This is a genomic window from Streptomyces sp. NPDC058375, from assembly GCF_042723425.1.
Classification (GTDB): domain Bacteria; phylum Actinomycetota; class Actinomycetes; order Streptomycetales; family Streptomycetaceae; genus Streptomyces; species Streptomyces durocortorensis.
In genome coordinates this window covers 12,964-30,350 of the sequence record NZ_JBHXJG010000068.1, presented here as the reverse complement: position 1 = coordinate 30,350, position 17,387 = coordinate 12,964, and the positions used below count along the sequence as shown (strand labels likewise).

The following is a 17,387-nucleotide window of genomic DNA, read 5'->3' as shown; positions in this document are numbered from 1 at the left end:
GGGCTCGACCGGGCCAGGGCCGACGCGGTGGAGCCGGTGCTGCGCCTGCTGCTCGGCCGCCCGCCCGAGCCCGCGGAGGCGGCCGTATGACGACGACCAGGACGATCAGGACGACCACGAGGACGGCCCCGATGGAGGAGACGGCACAGTCGCCCGACGCCGAACGGCTGCGGCGCTGGCGGTTGGTGCTCGGCGCGGACGCCGCCGACAGCACCGGGTACGCCCTCACCGGCCAGGACGCGGCGATGGACGGTGCGTTGAACGCGCTGTACGGCGGCGGCGCGGGCAAGCAGCCCGGCGGCAGGGGCTCCGGTGCCCGTTCGGCGGGGCTCGGCGCGTCGGCGCCCTCCGTCGCCCGCTGGCTCGGCGACATCCGGACCTATTTCCCCAGCTCCGTGGTCCAGGTCATGCAGCGCGACGCGATCGACCGGCTCGGCCTGGAGACCCTGCTCCTGGAGCCGGAGATGCTGGAGGCGGTCGAGCCGGACGTCCACCTCGTCGGCACCCTGCTCTCCCTCGGCAAGGCGATGCCCGAGACGACGAAGGAGACCGCACGCGCCGTCGTCCGCAAGGTCGTCGAGGACCTGGAGAAACGGCTGGCGAGCCGCACCAGAGCCACCCTGACCGGGGCCCTGGACCGCGCGGCGCGGATCAGCCGGCCGCGCCACCGGGACATCGACTGGAACCGCACCATCCGGGCCAACCTCAAGAACTACCTCTTCGTCCCGGGAGGCGCGGAGGACAAGGGGGAGAGAAAGGGCACGATCGTTCCCGAGCGTCTCATCGGCTACGGGCGCGCCTCCCGGTCCGCCGAGAAGGACATCGTCCTGTGCGTCGACCAGTCGGGCTCGATGGCCGCATCCGTCGTCCACGCCTCGGTCTTCGGCGCGGTGCTCGCCTCCATGCGCACCCTGTCGACCCGGCTCGTCGTCTTCGACACGGTGGTCGTCGACCTCACGGACCAGCTCGACGACCCGGTCGACGTCCTCTTCGGCACCCAGCTGGGCGGCGGCACCGACATCAACCGGGCGCTCGCCTACTGCCAGTCGAGGATCACCCGCCCCGCGGACACCGTCGTCGTCCTCATCAGCGACCTCTACGAGGGCGGCATACGCGACGAGATGCTCAAGCGGGTCGCCGCGATGAAGGCCTCCGGCGTGCAGTTCGTGACGCTGCTCGCGCTCTCCGACGAGGGAGCCCCCGCGTACGACCACGAGCACGCGGCGGCGCTCGCAGCGCTGGGGGCACCCGCGTTCGCCTGTACGCCGGATCTCTTCCCGGACGTCATGGCGGCCGCGATCGAGGAGAGGCCGCTGCCCATACCGGACAAGGACGCCCAACCCTAGTCAGGGACTTGCGTGACCCCCACGGGCTCGTGCAAGCATCGACCCGTCGTTCGCGGAGCGGTGCATTCCGCCGCCCCTCCGTCTCCGCCCGCCTGCGTACCAGGAGCCACCCGAGGTGACCGCAACCGCCGCTGCCCGCGCAGCCGCCGACCCGCGCCCGACGCGGGCAAGGGTGGGGCGTCGCGCTGTCCAGGTGGCGCTGTTCCTCGGAGGGTTGCTGGCCCTCGGCCTCCTCGCGGGCGGCCGCGCGGAGGCGCAGGAGCGGACGGGCCCGGGCCGGCTCACCGCCTCCGTGGCGGACGCGGTGCCGAAGGACGCAGCTCCGGAGGCCGCCGCCCGCACGGAAGTTGAGCCTTTTGCTCAGCGGGTCGCCGAGCCGGTGTCCGACGAGGTCGTCGAGCCGATCGCTGACCTGGTCGACCGGCCGGCAGAGCAAAAGGACGCACGGCAACAGGTCGCGCAGCAGCAGAGCGCGCAGAAGGCCGCAGCCGAACCTCAGGCGGAACGGGCCACGGACCACGCCGACATCACCGACATCGCTGAACCCAGCGACATCACCGACATCGCCGACGTCACCGACCCCACCGCACCCGCCGAAGCTCTTGCCGCGGTGCCCGCGCCCGAGGTTGCCGCCGCACCCGCTCGTGTGCGCGCCGCCGTCGACCGGATCGCCGGTGAGGTGCGGCCCTTGGTGCCGTCCCTGCCGGGACTCCCTCCGCTCCTCTCGGTGCTGCCCGTGCCCGACGGTGCACCGGACGTACCGGGTGCTCCGTCACCGTCCGTGCCGGACGCCGGTGGTGGCGCCGAGAGCGGCACCGCGACCCCGGGTGCCTCGGCCGAGCGCGCGGACGGTCACGACCGGAGCACCGGGGCCGCGTCGAGCGTCGCCCCGGCTGTGCCGGACAGCTCCGGCACGCCGCACGCCGGGCCCGCGCAGAGCGCCGCGCCCACGCCCGCGCAGGACCGCGCACCGTTCGACCCCTGCGGCGACCTCGTGCGTACGGCGGTAGCCGATGCCCAGGGGCCGCGCGGCGGCGACCTGCACGCGACCCCGGCCCCGGGCGGTCCGTACACCGCGCTCGTCCGGGGAGCGGGCCTCCCGGGGACCGTCGCCCCGATACCCGACAGATCCGGCGAGATCCTCGAATTCCCCGGCTAGGGCAGGCCGTTCCCCCGCCTCGACCTGCCGCGCGGGGGCGGAACAGGTCTGCCCGCGTCCGGACTTCTCCGGACTGCCGAACACCTTCGAAGGATCTGACACACCCATGCACAAGAACATGCGCCGATCCATAGCTGTAGCCGCCACCGCCACCGGTATGTGGGCGCTCGGCACCGCCGCGGCGAGCGCGGCCGAACTGCCCGTCTCCGTACCGCTCTCCACCCCGGACCTGGCGGCCGAGGCCCCCGACGCGACGGAGGCCGTCGAGGGCGTCACGGACGCGACGGCCGTCAAGGACGTCACCGACGCCAAGGTCGTCAAGGACGTGAAGGACGTCACCGACACCAAGGCCGTCGACCGCCTCGACGGCATCGACGGCATCGACGGCGTCGACGGCGTCAAGGACACGCTGACGGAGGCCGGGAGCAAGGCCACCGGTGCGGCCGACGTACGGGACAGCCTCCCGTCGCAGGTGCGCGCTCCGCAGACCCCGGAGATCCCGGAGACCCCCGAGGCCCCGGAGCTCGGCGACGTACAGCAGCTGCCCGGAGCCGGCCATATCCCCGGCGCCCAGTTCCGGGACGCCCAGGTCCCTGACGTGCAGGCGCCGGTCGACGAGATCGACTACCTCTTCGGGCCGATCGAGCAGATCCCCGGCTACGCGCAGAACCAGGCGCCGGCCGCCGTCCAGGGCGCACTGGCCCAGGCCGGGCCCGTGGTCGGGCAGACGTCCGACTCCGTGCTGCCGCCGCTCGCCGCGGGCGCGGTCGACGTCGCGCTCCCGGTCGTCGGGCAGGCGGTCGGCGACGTCGGCACGCTCGCGCAGGGCGTCGTCGGTGAGGTCGCGCCGTTCGCCCAGGGCGTCGTCGGCGATGCCGCCGCGCCCTTCGTGCAGGGCGTCACGACCGAGGTCCAGCCGCTGGCGGCCGGCGTCACCGGTGCGGCCGTGCCGTTCGCCGGGGGCGTCGCCTCCGAGGTGCAGCCGCTCGCCGAAGGACTGACCGGGGACGCGGTCGCACCGTTCGCCCAGGGGGTCACCACCCGGGTGCAGCCGCTGGCCGAGGGCGTCGGCGCGCAGGCCCGCCCGTTCGCGGGCGGTCTGACGGACACGGTCCGCGAGGACACCGGTCCCACCGTCGGTCACGTGGGCGCGGGCGTCCAGGGCCTCACCTCGGTCACCCCGTCCTTCGTGACGGACGCGGTGCCGGCGCGGTAGAGCGCGAGAGCGCCGTGAACACGCGAGCGCCGTGAACACGCGAGCGGCGCGAGCGGCGTGAGCGGCGCGAGCGATTCGCCGTGGCGGAGCAACCCGGCCCAGGGGGGCCCGGGCCGGGTGCTCCGGCTGCCGAACAGCCCTCCCCGGCTCCCGGCGAGCCCCGTCCGGGGGCCGGAGAGGGCCACCCTCTGTGACCGTTATCACCGCTCAGGTGTGATCTGCGATTTAGGGTCACACGGAGCGCGGGGATAACCTGCCGGATGGACATGCCGCGTACTCGGACACCGTGTACGCCTCCCTTGTGACAGCGCAGTCACGTTGCCCTTCGCGGCACGCCCACGCAGAAGAACGAACCGCGATACCACTAAAAGGGACGGACGCGCGTGGACCTGTTCGAGTACCAGGCGAGGGACCTCTTCGCCAAGCACGGTGTACCGGTGCTGGCCGGTGAAGTCATCGACACGCCTGAGGCAGCCCGCGAGGCGACCGAGAAGCTGGGCGGCAAGTCTGTCGTCAAGGCGCAGGTGAAGGTCGGCGGCCGCGGCAAGGCCGGCGGCGTCAAGCTGGCCGCCGACGCCGACGAGGCGGTCGCCCGGGCGACCGACATCCTCGGGATGGACATCAAGGGCCACACGGTCCACAAGGTGATGATCGCCGAGCTGTCGCCGGAGATCGAGGCGGAGTACTACGTCTCGTACCTCCTGGACCGCACCAACCGCACCTTCCTGGCCATGGCCTCGGTGCAGGGCGGCATGGACATCGAGGAGGTCGCGGAGAAGACCCCCGAGGCCCTCGCGAAGGTCCCGGTCGACTCCAACTCCGGCGTGGACATCGTCAAGGCCCGCGAGATCGTGGCCCAGGCGAAGTTCCCGGCCGACGTGGCCGAGGGTGTCGCCGAGGCCCTGGTGACCCTGTGGGAGACCTTCGTCGCCGAGGACGCGCTCCTCGTCGAGGTCAACCCGCTGGTGAAGACCAAGGACGGCCGCATCCTGGCGCTGGACGGCAAGGTCTCGCTCGACGAGAACGCCGACTTCCGCCAGCCGGAGCACGAGGCTCTGGAGGACAAGGACGCAGCCAACCCGCTCGAGGCTGCCGCCAAGGCCAAGAACCTCAACTACGTCAAGCTGGACGGCGAGGTCGGCATCATCGGCAACGGCGCCGGCCTGGTCATGTCGACCCTGGACGTCGTCGCGTACGCCGGTGAGAACCACGGCAACGTGAAGCCCGCCAACTTCCTCGACATCGGCGGCGGCGCCTCCGCCGAGGTCATGGCGAACGGCTTGGAGATCATCCTCGGCGACCCGGACGTCAAGTCCGTCTTCGTCAACGTCTTCGGTGGCATCACCGCCTGTGACGAGGTCGCCAACGGCATCGTTCAGGCGCTCGCGCTGCTGGAGTCCAAGGGCGAGAAGGTCGAGAAGCCGCTGGTCGTGCGTCTCGACGGCAACAACGCGGAGCTGGGTCGCAAGATCCTCTCCGACGCCAACCACCCGCTCGTGCAGCGCGTGGACACCATGGACGGCGCGGCCGACAAGGCCGCCGAGCTCGCCGCGGCTGCGAAGTAAGGGACGAGGGACTCCAACACCATGGCTATCTTCCTCACCAAGGACAGCAAGGTCATCGTCCAGGGGATGACCGGCGCCACGGGCATGAAGCACACCAAGCTCATGCTGGCCGACGGCACCAACATCGTCGGTGGCGTCAACCCGCGCAAGGCCGGTACGTCCGTCGACTTCGACGGCACCGAGGTCCCGGTCTTCGGCTCCGTCAAGGAAGCGATGGAGAAGACCGGCGCGAACGTGTCCGTCCTCTTCGTCCCGCCGGCCTTCTCCAAGGCCGCCGTCGTCGAGGCGATCGACGCCGAGATCCCGCTCGCGGTCGTCATCACCGAGGGCATCGCCGTTCACGACTCCGCCGCGTTCTGGGCGTACGCGAACGAGAAGGGCAACAAGACCCGGATCATCGGCCCGAACTGCCCCGGTCTCATCACCCCGGGCCAGTCCAACGCCGGCATCATCCCGGGCGACATCACCAAGCCCGGCCGCATCGGTCTCGTGTCCAAGTCCGGCACGCTGACCTACCAGATGATGTACGAGCTCCGTGACATCGGCTTCTCGTCCGCCGTCGGCATCGGTGGCGACCCGGTCATCGGTACGACGCACATCGACGCCCTCGCGGCGTTCGAAGCCGACCCCGACACCGACCTCATCGTGATGATCGGCGAGATCGGCGGCGACGCCGAGGAGCGTGCCGCCGACTTCATCGCGAAGAACGTCAGCAAGCCGGTCGTCGGCTACGTCGCGGGCTTCACCGCCCCCGAGGGCAAGACCATGGGCCACGCCGGCGCCATCGTCTCCGGCTCCTCGGGCACCGCCCAGGCGAAGAAGGAGGCCCTTGAGGCCGCCGGCGTGAAGGTCGGCAAGACGCCGACCGAGACCGCCAAGCTGGCGCGCGAGATCCTCGGCGGCTGACGCAGGCCGCTGTCCGCAGGGACACGCGTACACGGCGCGGGCCCGCACCCCCTTTCACTCAAGGGTGCGGGCCCGCGCCGTTCGCGTACGCAACGGCCGTCCGGCTCACTTCAGCTGCGGAACCAGCCGCTCCGGGCCGTGCGCCAACTGCTCGCTCAGCGACTTCTGGAGCTTCAGGTCCTGCGCGGTGAGCTTCTGCGGACCACCGCGCGGCGGTACGCCCCCGACCCGTTCGGGGGGCGAGATCGGCGGCTCGTAGTGGGTGGGCGCGGTGTGCAGGGTCAGCCCGGTCACGGCGATGAGCAGCGCGACGCCCGCGACGGCCGTCCGGGTCCACAGCCTGGCCTTGTTCTCGCTGCCGGTGCGCACGGCACGGGCCGGCCGCGGTACGGGTACGTGCTCGGCGCGGGCGAGGCCGCCGAGCCGGGCGTGCAGCAGGGCCGACTGTTCGGCGGGCGATGCGACGTCCGCCAGCTCGGGGAGCCGCTCGGCGACCGCGGCGCGGGCGGTCATCAGACGGCCCGCCGCCGCCGGGGTGCTGGCCTCCGTCTCCGCCGCGGTCTCCGGAAGGTCGAGGCCGACCCCGTCGTACAGGAGCAGCGTGCGCCGGTAGGCCGGGGGCAGGTCGAGCAGCGCCTCGAACAGCGCCTGCTTCCCCGGCTCCGTGGGCGGGACGTCGGGGTGCCGGTGCGCGCGGCGCAGCCGGTGCCAGGGCGACATCGCGTACTCGTACGCCGCCGCGCGCACCCAGCCCGCCGGGTCGCGGTCGACGGCCACCTCGGGCCAGCGCTGCCAGGCCAGTTGGAAGGCGTGCTCGACGGACTCGCGGGCTAGGGCGCGGCGGCCGGTCAGCAGGTAGCCCTGCCGGACGAGGCCGGGGGCGGTACGGGCGTACAGCTCGTCGAACGCCGCGGCGGGTGAGAGACGCCCCGCGCCGGGCGCTCCCGCCGGGGCTTCGGCCTGGGCCTCCGCTTTCGCTGCTTCGGTCGGGGGAGCTGCCGGGGCGGGGGCCGGGGCCGGGGTCTGGGCCTGTGCCGGGGCCTCCGGGGTGGCTTTGACAATGGCTTCCGGAGCCACAGGGGGCGCGGGGGGCGGCGCTGTCGGCACCGGGGGCGCCGGCGGTGCGGTAGTGGGGGGTGCCGCCGGTTCGGGGGCGAGCAACTTCGCGTACAGCGCGCGCTTGCGGCCGCGCGGGCTCATGCGCCCCGTCTCCCAGGAGCGCACGGTGGCGCGCGTGACGCCGACCGCCGCCGCCACCTGCTCCTCGCTCAACGATTTCGCCTCGCGCAGTCTGCGGCGCTCCTTGGGGGAGGGGAGCGGCGGCGCGGCGGCTTCGTCGGTCGTGCTCCGGGTCATGGACGACCCCCGGCAGCGCCGCACTGGGTGAAAAAGTACATAAACGCATATTGAGCGACACGGCGGCTCTTCGCGCGTTACGCGGGATAAGCGCGTGTCGTTGGCAGCATGGGCCGCGTGACCCAAATGACGCAACGCAGCCCGAAGGTGACGGTGGAGCGGAACCGCACCCTCGCCCTGGCCTCCGCCCTGGTGAAGGGCGTCGTCGCCGCCGGGCTCGGCCTCGGGTCGCTGACGGTACTGGTCATGGTGGTGTGGATCAGCTCCCCGTACCCGGACAGCGGACCGGGCGGGGCGCTGCGCGCGGCGGCCGGGGTCTGGCTGCTCGCGCACGGCGCCGGACTCGTGCGACCCGACACCCTGAGCGGTGTGCCCGCGCCCGTCGGGATGGTGCCGCTGCTCCTCGCGCTGGGCCCGGTCTGGCTGGCACACCGGGCGGCGCGCGATGCGGCGGAGCCGGAAGAGGGGCGGGCCGGGCCCTCGCGGGCGGGCGCGTTCTGCGCGGTGACCGCGGGATACCTGCTGGTCGTGGCAGGGGCGGCGGCCTATGCGCGGGGCGGCCCGCTGCGCGCGGACCCGGACACGCTGGTGTTCCCGGTCGCCCTGGTGGTGGCCGGTGCGGCGGCGGCCGGGGTGTGGACGGCGGCCGGGCGGCCGTTCGGGCCGCCGCCGTCCTGGTCGCCCCTGGCGCTCCAGGAGGCCGTCGCGCGGTCCCTCTTCCGCCACCGGGTCGAGGCCGCGTGCCGGTCGGCGGCGGCGGGCGTGACGGTGCTGCTCGGCGGCGGTGCGCTGCTGGTCGCGGTGGCGCTCGGCCGTGACGCGGGGGCGGCTCAGGACACGTTCCTGGCGCTCGCGGGCGACTGGTCGGGGCGCGTCGCCGTGCTCCTGCTGGCCGTTTCGCTCGTGCCGAACGCCGCGCTGTGGGGAGCGGCGTACGGGCTCGGGCCCGGTTTCTCGCTCGGTACGGGAGCCACCGCCACCCCGCTGGGCGTCGACGGAACCCCTGCGGTGCCCCACTTCCCGCTGCTGGCGGCGGTGCCGGACCAGGGGCCGGGCTCCCTGCCGAACTGGGCGGCCGTCGCGGTGCCGCTGGCGGCCGCGCTGGCGGTCGCCTGGTTCACCGTACGCAGGGCCGCCCCCGTCGACGCGCCGCGCGCCCGGGCCTGGAGCCCGGGCGAGACGGTGCTGGTGACCCTGCTCGCCGCGCTCGGGTGCGGCGTGGGAACGGCACTGCTCACGGCGGTGGCCGGCGGGCCGCTCGGCACCGGGGCGCTGAGCGCGTTCGGCCCGGTGTGGTGGCTGACCGGCCCGGCGGCGCTGGTGTGGACGGCCGTCATCGGCGTACCGGCGGCCCTGCTGCTGCGCCTGTGGCGCCTGCGTACCCCGGGCTGGGCCTGGCGCAGGGACGTCACCGAAGCGGACGATCCCCCTGCGGCCGAAGCCGAGGAAGAGGAACCCGAGGAGGAGTGCGAAGACGAGGCGGACGACGCCGTCGGGCGTCCGCGCCGGTGGTGGGCCCCGTGGCGCGGACGGGGCGGGGCGGCGGGGAAGTCCGGGGATGCGGGGTCGAGCGGTTCCCCATCACCGGCCGCTTCTCCCGTACCGGCCCCCGGCTCGGCGCCCGAAGCGGCCTCCGGTGCGCTGCACGGCCGGGCGGCCGAGCAGGGCGACGCGGGGTTCGAGCCGTACGACTTCCTGCCGACCGACCCGTGGCACGGGAAAGACACCAGGGAGGCCCGTTGGGCCTCCCTGAAGCGGGGCTCGGGCGGACTGATGGCCGACTTCCCCGCTGATATCGCTGGTCCTGCTGGTCCTGCTGGTCCTGCTGGTCCTGCTGATCGCACTGAGCGCACTGATCGCGCCGGTCAGGCTGACCGCGCCGATCCCGTCCCGGAGCGCCCGGCGGCTGAGCCGGGCGGACCGGGGCCTACTCCTTGACGCCGAAGAACGGCTCCAACGGCTTCGGCAGCTTGTCGTTGCAGGCCACCGACCCGGACTTGGTCAGAGCGTCGTTCACGCACGTGTAGTAGTCGCTGTAGACGAGCTGCACGGTGAACGTCGTCGCCACGATGAGCAGCGCCAGCAGCGCGGTCACCAGCCCGCCGACCGCCGCCGTGGTCTGCTGCCTGCTGCTGACGTTCTGCGGCGAAGCGGCCGGAGAGGTCGAAGCGGTGGGAGCGGCCGAGGCGGAGGAAGCGGGGGAGGCCGGTGAGGCGGGCGAAGCAGGGGTCGTGGGCGCACCCGCGGAGCCGCCGCCCACCGCCGTACGGTCCGTGGTGGTGGAGGAGTTCTTCAGCGGGGTGCGGAGCGCGCTGATCGCCCAGTACGTCGAGAGCGCGCCCAGCAGCAGGGCGATCTCCGGGAAGTCGAAGAGGGCGAAGAAGAAGGCCCACATGCCGCCGAGCACGGCGTAGCGGGCGCGCCGCTGTGCGGGGTCGGTCGGATCCCAGCGCAGTCCGCCCGGACGGCCGCCATCGGGGTCGCCCTTGCCCCCCGGGCCGCCGGCGCCGTTCCCGCCGGGGCGGCCGCCGAAGCCGCCGTTGCCCCGGCCGGGCTGCTTGCTGCTCCACTGGCTGCCCCAGGCCGGGCGGCTCCCGGAGGAACCGGAGCCGTTCTCGTCGGACTCGTCCGACCCCTTGGAGGCGGCGGGGCGGCGCGGCTCCCACGGCTGGTCCGGCCGGTCCGCGGGCGGCGCGGCGAACGGGTTGTCCTCCTGCGGCTTCCGGTCGGAGGGGGAGCCGGAGCCGGAGCTCGGCGCGGATCCCGAGGAGGAGTCCGGCGAAGAGGACTGGCGTTCCCGCATCAGCGGAGCGGACCGCTCGGGCCGGGGGAAGCGGAAGGCGGTGCGACGGCGTCGGTCCGGCATGTGGTGAACGTCTTCCCCATCTCGTCATGTCCGCCCGAAGGACGGTTCGTCCGCCCGGTGGACGGCTCGCTGTCCCCTGACGCTACCTCCCGGTCGCGCCCCCGTCCCGTGGGGGCCGTCGGGTGTGCCGGTATCGTTGCTGACGGTCGGCCCGTTCGTAGGGTTCCCCGTATCGGGCGAGGCGATTGATTCGTACGACCCTACAAAGAGCATGCCGCACCTGCGTCACCACGCGGTCATCACGTGAGAAAGGGCCCCGACGTGGCCTCCCCGCCCACCCCCGTCTCTCCTGCCCGGCTGGTCGTGCTGGTCTCCGGATCCGGTACGAATCTGCAGGCGCTCCTCGACGCCATCGGCGGCGACCCCGAGGGGTACGGGGCGCGGATCGTCGCGGTCGGCGCGGACCGCTCCGGGACCGGTGGCGTGGAGCGTGCGGAGCGGGCCGGAATCCCCACGTTCGTGTGCAAGGTGAAGGACCACGCGACCCGCGCCGCCTGGGACGAGGCGCTCGCCGCGGCCGTCGCCGAGCACCGCCCGGACCTCGTCGTCTCCGCCGGTTTCATGAAGATCGTCGGCCCGGCGTTCCTCGCCGCCTTCGGCGGCCGGACCGTCAACACCCACCCCGCCCTGCTGCCCAGCTTCCCCGGCGCCCACGGAGTGCGTGACGCACTCGCGTACGGCGTCAAGGTCACGGGCTGCACCGTCCACTTCGTCGACGACGGCGTCGACACCGGTCCGATCATCGCGCAGGGCGTGGTCGAGGTGACCGAGGAGGACACCCCGGAGGGCGAAGCCGCCCTTCACGAACGCATCAAGGAAGTCGAGCGCACGCTGCTCGTCGAGGCCGTGGGGCGGATCGCCCGTAACGGCTGTCGTATTGAGGGACGAAAGGTTCATCTCGGTCATGTCGGTGAATAAGCCCATCCGTCGCGCCCTGGTCAGTGTCTACGACAAGACGGGGCTCGAAGACCTCGCCCGCGGCCTGCACGAGGCGGGCGTCGAACTCGTCTCCACCGGCTCGACCGCCGGGAAGATCGCCGCCGCCGGAGTCCCGGTCACCAAGGTCGAGGAGCTGACCGGCTTCCCCGAGTGCCTGGACGGCCGCGTCAAGACGCTGCACCCCCGCGTCCACGCCGGCATCCTCGCCGACCTGCGCCTGGACGCCCACCGCGAGCAGCTCGCCGAGCTGGGCGTCGAGCCCTTCGACCTGGTCGTGGTGAACCTCTACCCGTTCAAGGCGACGGTCGCGTCCGGCGCCTCCGACGCCGAGTGCGTCGAGCAGATCGACATCGGCGGCCCCTCGATGGTCCGCGCCGCCGCCAAGAACCACCCCTCCGTCGCCGTCGTCACCAGCACCGAGCGGTACGCCGACGTCCTCGCCGCCGTCAAGGACGGCGGCTTCGACCTCACCGCCCGCAAGCGGCTCGCCGCCGAGGCCTTCCAGCACACCGCCGCGTACGACGTGGCCGTCGCCTCCTGGTTCGCGGACGACTACGCGGCCGCCGACGACTCGGGCCTGCCCGAGTTCCTCGGTGACACCTACACGCGCAAGAACGTCCTGCGCTACGGCGAGAACCCGCACCAGCCCGCCGCGCTCTACACCTCCGGCGACGGCGGTCTCGCCGAGGCCGAGCAGCTGCACGGCAAGGAGATGTCCTACAACAACTACACGGACACCGACGCCGCCCGCCGCGCCGCCTACGACCACGCCGAGCCCTGTGTCGCGATCATCAAGCACGCCAACCCGTGCGGCATCGCGATCGCCGACGACGTCGCGACCGCGCACCGCAAGGCGCACGCCTGCGACCCGCTCTCCGCGTTCGGCGGTGTCATCGCCGTCAACCGCCCGGTGACCGTCGAGCTGGCCGAGCAGGTCGCGGAGATCTTCACCGAGGTTATCGTCGCCCCGGCCTACGAGGACGGCGCCGTCGAGGTGCTGGCCCGTAAGAAGAACATCCGCGTGCTGCGCGCCCCCGAGGCCCCCACCGCCGCGTTCGAGGTCAAGCCGATCGACGGCGGCGCGCTGCTCCAGGTCGCCGACCGCCTCCAGGCCGACGGCGACGACCCGGCCAACTGGACGCTGGCCACCGGCGAGGCGCTGACCGAGGCCGAGCTGAAGGAGCTGGCCTTCGCCTGGAAGGCGTCCCGGGCGGTCAAGTCCAACGCGATCCTGCTCGCCAAGGACGGCGCCTCGGTCGGCGTCGGCATGGGCCAGGTCAACCGCGTCGACTCCGCGAAGCTCGCCGTCGCGCGGGCGGGCGAGGAGCGGGCCGCCGGTTCGTACGCCGCGTCGGACGCGTTCTTCCCGTTCCCCGACGGTCTGGAGATCCTCACGGCCGCCGGGATCAAGGCCGTCGTCCAGCCCGGCGGATCCGTCCGCGACGAGCTGGTGATCGAGGCCGCGAAGAAGGCCGGCGTGACCATGTACCTCACCGGCACGCGCCACTTCTTCCACTGATCGCTCCGGCGTCCGGCAGCGGCCGCACCCCGCCCCAGGGGTGCGGCCGCCGCCGTGTCCGCCGTACGGCTCAGGTTCGCCGCTCTGTTCTAATGACACGGCCGTAGCAATCCCCAGCAGGGACAGTCACCGTGCTTGAGCTGAACAAGAGTGGAACGGACCGGTCGGAGCCGGGGCGCCTGCCCGCCCAGGACCCGGGGCCCGACACCCGCCCGGCGGACGACTCCCCGAGCGCGGGAGAGGCTTCCTTGGGCCACGTACCCCTGCGCCCGTACCTCATCGCCGGTGCGATCCTCTGCGCGCTCTACTTCCTCTACGCGCACTTCCAGTACGCCCGCTTCGACTCGCCCTCCTGGGACCTCGGGATCTTCGAGCAGGAGGTCAGGGCGTACGCCGGGTTCGACGCCCCGGTCGTCGACATCAAGGGCCCCGGCTATCTGATCCTCGGCGACCACTTCTCCCCGATCGTGGCGCTGCTCGCCCCGCTGTACTGGATCTGGCCCTCCGCCGAGTCCCTGCTGTTCGCCCAGGCCGCGCTGTTCGCGCTCGGAGCGGTCATCGTCGGCCGCACCACGCAGCAGCTCCTCGGCGGACGCTCCGGGCTCTGCGTCACCGTCGCGTACGGACTCTCCTGGGGCATCCAGGAGGCGGTGAAGGCCGACTTCCACGAGATCGCCTTCGCCGTACCGCTGCTGGCCCTCGTCTGCCGGGCCCTGCTCCTGAAGCGGTGGACGGCCGCCCTGCTCTGGTCGCTTCCGCTCGTCCTGGTCAAGGAGGACCTCGGCGCGACCGTCGCCGTCGTCGGCTTCCTGCTCTTCGTGTACGGCCGCCGCCTCCAGGGCGCGCTGCTCGCCGCGTACGGGGTCGCCGCCTTCGTCGTCACGCTGATGGTCCTCATCCCGGCGGCCAGCAGCGCCGGCCGTTACGACTACTGGCAGAAGATCGACAAGAACGGCGAGCAGGACGTCTCGATGCTGGACTCCGTCCTCGGCGTCCTCGACTCCTCCGTCAAGATCGAGATGCTGGTCTTCCTGATCGGCATCACCGCCTTCATGGCGCTGCGCTCACCGCTCACGCTGCTGATCCTCCCCACGCTCGGCTGGCGGCTGCTCTCCCAGGACAGCAACCACTGGGGCATGGTCTGGCACTACAGCGCGATCCTGATGCCGGTCCTCTTCCTGGCCATGGCCGACGGCGTCCGCCGCAGTCGCGGATCGCACCGCCCCTGGCTCGCTTCGTACGCGAAGGTCGCCGTGCCCGTCGCCGCCGCGATCGCCGTCGCGATGACCCAGCACCTGCCGCTGCGCGATCTGCTGCGCCCGGACACCTTCCGCACCGACGACGCCCGCAGCAAGGCGGCCCGGGCGGCGCTGGACGCCGTGCCGGCCGGGGCGCGGGTCGAGACGGACATCACGCTGATGGCCCACCTCACCTCCGACCGCACCGTCTACTGGGTCGGCGGGGCCCCGGGCACCGCACCCGACATCGTCGCCATCAACCTGGACTTCGGCTGGTCCCGTCCGATCGAGGACCCGGTGGCGTACGCACAGCAGCTGCACCCCGAGGCGCGCTACCGGCTCAAGCACCGGGGCGGCAGCTTCGTGGTGATGGAGCGCACGACGCCGGAGCCGGAGGAGCTCCCGGGCGCCCGGGGCGACTGACGGCGGCCCCGGGCCCGTACACGCGAAGGCCGCACCCGGTGAACGGGTGCGGCCTTTCGTACGTACGTGGTGCGGCGGTCAGTTGGCCTTGACGACCACGGACGAGCAGACCTTGTCCGCGAACGTCTGCTTCTTCTCGTCCCACAGCGGCCACAGCCAGCCGATGTAGCAGGCGATGCTGTCCAGGAAGTGGGCCAGACGGCGCACGAACGCCATGCCGAAGCCCAGCGGACGGCCGTCGGCCTCGCGCAGCAGGCGGATGCCCACGGCCTTCTTGCCGATCGTCTGGCCGGTGGTGCCCTCCTGGTACAGCTGCCAGATGCCGAGGCCGAACGCCAGGAGGGCGCCGATCATGACCATCACGCCGCCGGTCGAGTCGCCCATGCCGGCGCCGATGCCGACGAAGACGATGTAGGGGAGGCCGATGATGAGCCCGTCGATGATCGTGCCGCCGAAGCGCAGACCCCAGTGGGCCAGCTCCGGCATGCCGCCGCCGTAGCCGGGCTGCTGGCCGCCGTAACCGGGCTGCTGCTGCGGGTACCCGCCGCCGTAGGGCTGGCCGGGCTGCTGCGGGTAGCCGTAGCCCTGCGGCGGGACACCCTGCGGAGCCTGCTGCGGGTAGCCGTAACCGGGCTGTCCCTGCGGCGGGCCCTGGGGAGGCTGGCCGGGCTGCTGCCCGTACGGGTTGTTCGGGTCGCCGAAGCTCATAAGGGGTGTTCCTTCAACAGACGTGTGGGGACGAGATGGCCACACGGAGGAAGGACATCGATCAGCGGCCCGCCCCCCGTACAACCGCGGCCTTCATCGTTATAAGTGCGACCCTCGTTTGTCCAGTCCAGAGCCCCGGACGTTGTGCAAGTGCAATGTCCGGTACGGGGGTGGCGCCGGCAATTGGTATGCGGGCGGGGTCATCCGCGAGGATGGGCCCATGACTGCCCAGATTCTCGATGGCAAGGCCACCGCTGCCGCGATCAAATCCGATCTGACCGTCCGTGTGGCGGCCCTCAAGGCCCAGGGGATCACTCCCGGCCTCGGAACCCTGCTCGTCGGGGACGACCCTGGCAGCCGGTGGTACGTCAACGGCAAGCACCGTGACTGCGCCCAGGTCGGCATCGGCTCCATCCAGCGCGAACTCCCCGACACCGCCACGCAGGAGGAGATCGAGGAGGTCGTCCGGGAGCTCAACGCCAACCCCGAGTGCACCGGTTACATCGTCCAGCTGCCGCTGCCCAAGGGCATCGACACCAACCGGGTGCTGGAGCTGATGGATCCGGAGAAGGACGCCGACGGGCTGCACCCGATGAGCCTCGGCCGCCTCGTCCTCAACGAGACGGGCCCGCTGCCCTGCACCCCGCAGGGCGTCGTCCAGCTGCTGCGCGCACACGGTGTGGAGATCAACGGGGCGCACGTGGTGGTCGTCGGACGCGGTGTCACCATCGGCCGGTCGATCCCGCTGCTGCTGACCCGTAAGTCGGAGAACGCCACGGTGACCCAGTGCCACACCGGCACCCGGGACCTCTCATCCCACCTGCGGCAGGCCGACATCATCGTCGCCGCCGCCGGGGTGCAGCACCTGATCAAGCCCGAGGACGTGAAGCCGGGCGCGGCCGTGCTCGACGTCGGCGTCAGCCGGGACGCGGACGGCAAGATCGTCGGCGATGTGCACCCGGGGGTCCGCGAGGTGGCCGCCTGGGTCGCCCCGAACCCCGGTGGTGTCGGCCCGATGACCCGCGCGCAGCTGCTGGTCAACGTGGTGGAGGCGGCCGAGCGGGCCGCCGCCGAGGCCGCCGACGCCGCCGCCGCGGGCTGACGGCCGGATGCCGGAGGGAACCTCCATGGGTGCTGGTAGCAGTCCGGCCGACCCCGCCCCGACGGGCCGCGCGGCGGACGGGGCGGACGGGCAGGACGGGCCGGACGAATCCCACGGGATGAGCGAATCGGACGGGCACGCCGCGTCCGGCCGGTCGCACCCGGCCACGGACGGGGCGAAGGGCACGGCCGCGGCCGAGGCGAAGGACCCGGCCGAGGGCGAAGCGAAGGGCACGGCCAAGGACGAGGCCACGAACACGGCCACGAACACGGACACGGACACGGCCCCCCTCGCGCGCCCCCGACGGTCGCGGCGGTTCCCGCGGTTCACCCGGGACACCGCCCGGCCCGAGGGCGGCGGCCGGGCGGCGTCCGGCGACGCGCCCGCCCCGGCCCGGCAGTGGCCGCTGCTCACCGTGCTCTGCGCGGCGGGCCTCGGGCTGCTGATCGTGGTCCTGGACCCGTTCGACCAGGCGTTCCGCATCGGCACCATCCTGATCGGCGGCGCGCTGATCACCGGTGCCGTGCTGCGCTGGGTGGTGCCCTCGGTCGGGATGCTGGCGGTACGGTCCCGCTTCACCGACCTCGTCACGTACGGGCTGATGGGCACGCTGATCGTGCTGCTCGCGCTGGTCGCCCAGCCCGCACCGTGGCTCGACGTCCCGATCCTGGAGGACGCGGTCCGCTTCACGATCCGCTAGGACAGGCCCTGGTCAACGGTCTGTTCGGATCAGGACCGTGGTGGCCGTCCCCACCCCCGAGGGGGGACGGACACCACGGCGGAACGGGGCCACCGGGCAAGAAGCCCCGGTATGCGGCGAGATGGGCGGCCTTGCCCCGTCCCGACTCCAGAGTCATGGACATGAAAGGCCGGAACAAGCGCTCACTGTGGCCTGTGGCACGGAAGTGACCATTCCGGCACGGTGTGATCGCCGCGCAACGATGGCAGACTGTCACGGCACACCGAGCGGCACGGAGCAGGCAGAGCAGTGGCCGGGCAAGGACCGGCGCAGTGTTCGAGGCGCGTGAAGATGCGCACCCCGTC

14 protein-coding genes are annotated in these 17,387 nt (G+C 72.6%); 11 read left to right on the top strand and 3 right to left on the bottom strand.

Annotated elements, in window-relative coordinates:
- Positions 1-131: 131 nt before the first annotated feature.
- The 5 genes from ACFWM7_RS14230 (at position 132) to sucD (ending at position 6,192) form a co-directional block, all read left to right on the top strand.
- Complete coding sequence (locus ACFWM7_RS14230) at positions 132-1,346, top strand: VWA domain-containing protein (RefSeq protein ID WP_383259995.1); 1,215 nt, start codon at positions 132-134, stop codon at positions 1,344-1,346.
- Positions 1,347-1,461: 115 nt separating this feature from the next.
- Positions 1,462-2,505: a hypothetical protein gene (locus ACFWM7_RS14225; protein WP_383259989.1), complete on the top strand. Its 1,044-nt coding sequence runs from the start codon at positions 1,462-1,464 to the stop codon at positions 2,503-2,505.
- Positions 2,506-2,611: 106 nt separating this feature from the next.
- Entirely contained in the window at positions 2,612-3,721 is a 1,110-nt protein-coding gene (locus ACFWM7_RS14220) for a hypothetical protein (protein ID WP_383259987.1), read from the top strand.
- A gap of 383 nt (positions 3,722-4,104) precedes the next feature.
- Entirely contained in the window at positions 4,105-5,286 is a 1,182-nt protein-coding gene (gene sucC / locus ACFWM7_RS14215; RefSeq protein WP_383259985.1) for an ADP-forming succinate--CoA ligase subunit beta, read from the top strand.
- Positions 5,287-5,307: 21 nt separating this feature from the next.
- Positions 5,308-6,192, top strand: coding sequence for a succinate--CoA ligase subunit alpha (sucD, locus tag ACFWM7_RS14210; RefSeq protein ID WP_383259983.1), 885 nt, complete (start codon positions 5,308-5,310; stop codon positions 6,190-6,192).
- Positions 6,193-6,297: 105 nt separating this feature from the next.
- Here sucD and ACFWM7_RS14205 read toward each other — a convergent pair whose 3' ends face one another.
- Positions 6,298-7,548: a helix-turn-helix domain-containing protein gene (locus tag ACFWM7_RS14205; RefSeq protein WP_383259982.1), complete on the bottom strand. Its 1,251-nt coding sequence runs from the start codon at positions 7,546-7,548 to the stop codon at positions 6,298-6,300.
- Between the two features lie 126 nt (positions 7,549-7,674).
- Between ACFWM7_RS14205 and ACFWM7_RS14200 the strand changes: the two genes are divergently transcribed.
- Positions 7,675-9,486 (top strand): DUF6350 family protein, encoded by a 1,812-nt coding sequence (locus tag ACFWM7_RS14200; RefSeq protein ID WP_383259992.1) that lies wholly within the window; start codon positions 7,675-7,677, stop codon positions 9,484-9,486.
- On the opposite strand, the gene ACFWM7_RS14195 is transcribed toward ACFWM7_RS14200, so the two are convergent.
- Positions 9,476-10,414 carry a hypothetical protein gene (locus ACFWM7_RS14195; RefSeq protein ID WP_383259979.1) on the bottom strand — a complete coding sequence of 313 codons (939 nt, stop codon included), beginning with the start codon at positions 10,412-10,414 and terminating at the stop codon, positions 9,476-9,478. The genes ACFWM7_RS14200 and ACFWM7_RS14195 overlap by 11 nt on opposite strands.
- A gap of 261 nt (positions 10,415-10,675) precedes the next feature.
- On the opposite strand from ACFWM7_RS14195, the gene purN reads away from it, so the two are divergent.
- From purN to ACFWM7_RS14180, 3 genes are all read left to right on the top strand, one after another.
- Positions 10,676-11,332 carry a phosphoribosylglycinamide formyltransferase gene (gene purN / locus ACFWM7_RS14190; protein WP_383259977.1) on the top strand — a complete coding sequence of 219 codons (657 nt, stop codon included), beginning with the start codon at positions 10,676-10,678 and terminating at the stop codon, positions 11,330-11,332.
- Positions 11,319-12,872, top strand: coding sequence for a bifunctional phosphoribosylaminoimidazolecarboxamide formyltransferase/IMP cyclohydrolase (gene purH, locus ACFWM7_RS14185; protein ID WP_383259976.1), 1,554 nt, complete (start codon positions 11,319-11,321; stop codon positions 12,870-12,872). The genes purN and purH overlap by 14 nt, the downstream gene beginning before the upstream one ends.
- A 131-nt stretch (positions 12,873-13,003) precedes the next feature.
- Positions 13,004-14,533: a DUF2079 domain-containing protein gene (locus ACFWM7_RS14180; protein WP_383259974.1), complete on the top strand. Its 1,530-nt coding sequence runs from the start codon at positions 13,004-13,006 to the stop codon at positions 14,531-14,533.
- Between the two features lie 78 nt (positions 14,534-14,611).
- On the opposite strand, the gene ACFWM7_RS14175 is transcribed toward ACFWM7_RS14180, so the two are convergent.
- The gene (locus tag ACFWM7_RS14175; RefSeq protein WP_383259972.1) at positions 14,612-15,241 is read right to left on the bottom strand and encodes an RDD family protein; all 630 of its coding nucleotides are present in this window, start codon (positions 15,239-15,241) and stop codon (positions 14,612-14,614) included.
- A gap of 220 nt (positions 15,242-15,461) precedes the next feature.
- Between ACFWM7_RS14175 and ACFWM7_RS14170 the strand changes: the two genes are divergently transcribed.
- Together ACFWM7_RS14170 and ACFWM7_RS14165 are read left to right on the top strand one after the other, a co-directional pair.
- Positions 15,462-16,343 carry a bifunctional methylenetetrahydrofolate dehydrogenase/methenyltetrahydrofolate cyclohydrolase gene (locus tag ACFWM7_RS14170; protein WP_012379399.1) on the top strand — a complete coding sequence of 294 codons (882 nt, stop codon included), beginning with the start codon at positions 15,462-15,464 and terminating at the stop codon, positions 16,341-16,343.
- Between the two features lie 25 nt (positions 16,344-16,368).
- The gene (locus ACFWM7_RS14165) at positions 16,369-17,043 is read left to right on the top strand and encodes a DUF3017 domain-containing protein (protein WP_383259970.1); all 675 of its coding nucleotides are present in this window, start codon (positions 16,369-16,371) and stop codon (positions 17,041-17,043) included.
- The last annotated feature ends 344 nt before the right edge of the window (positions 17,044-17,387 follow it).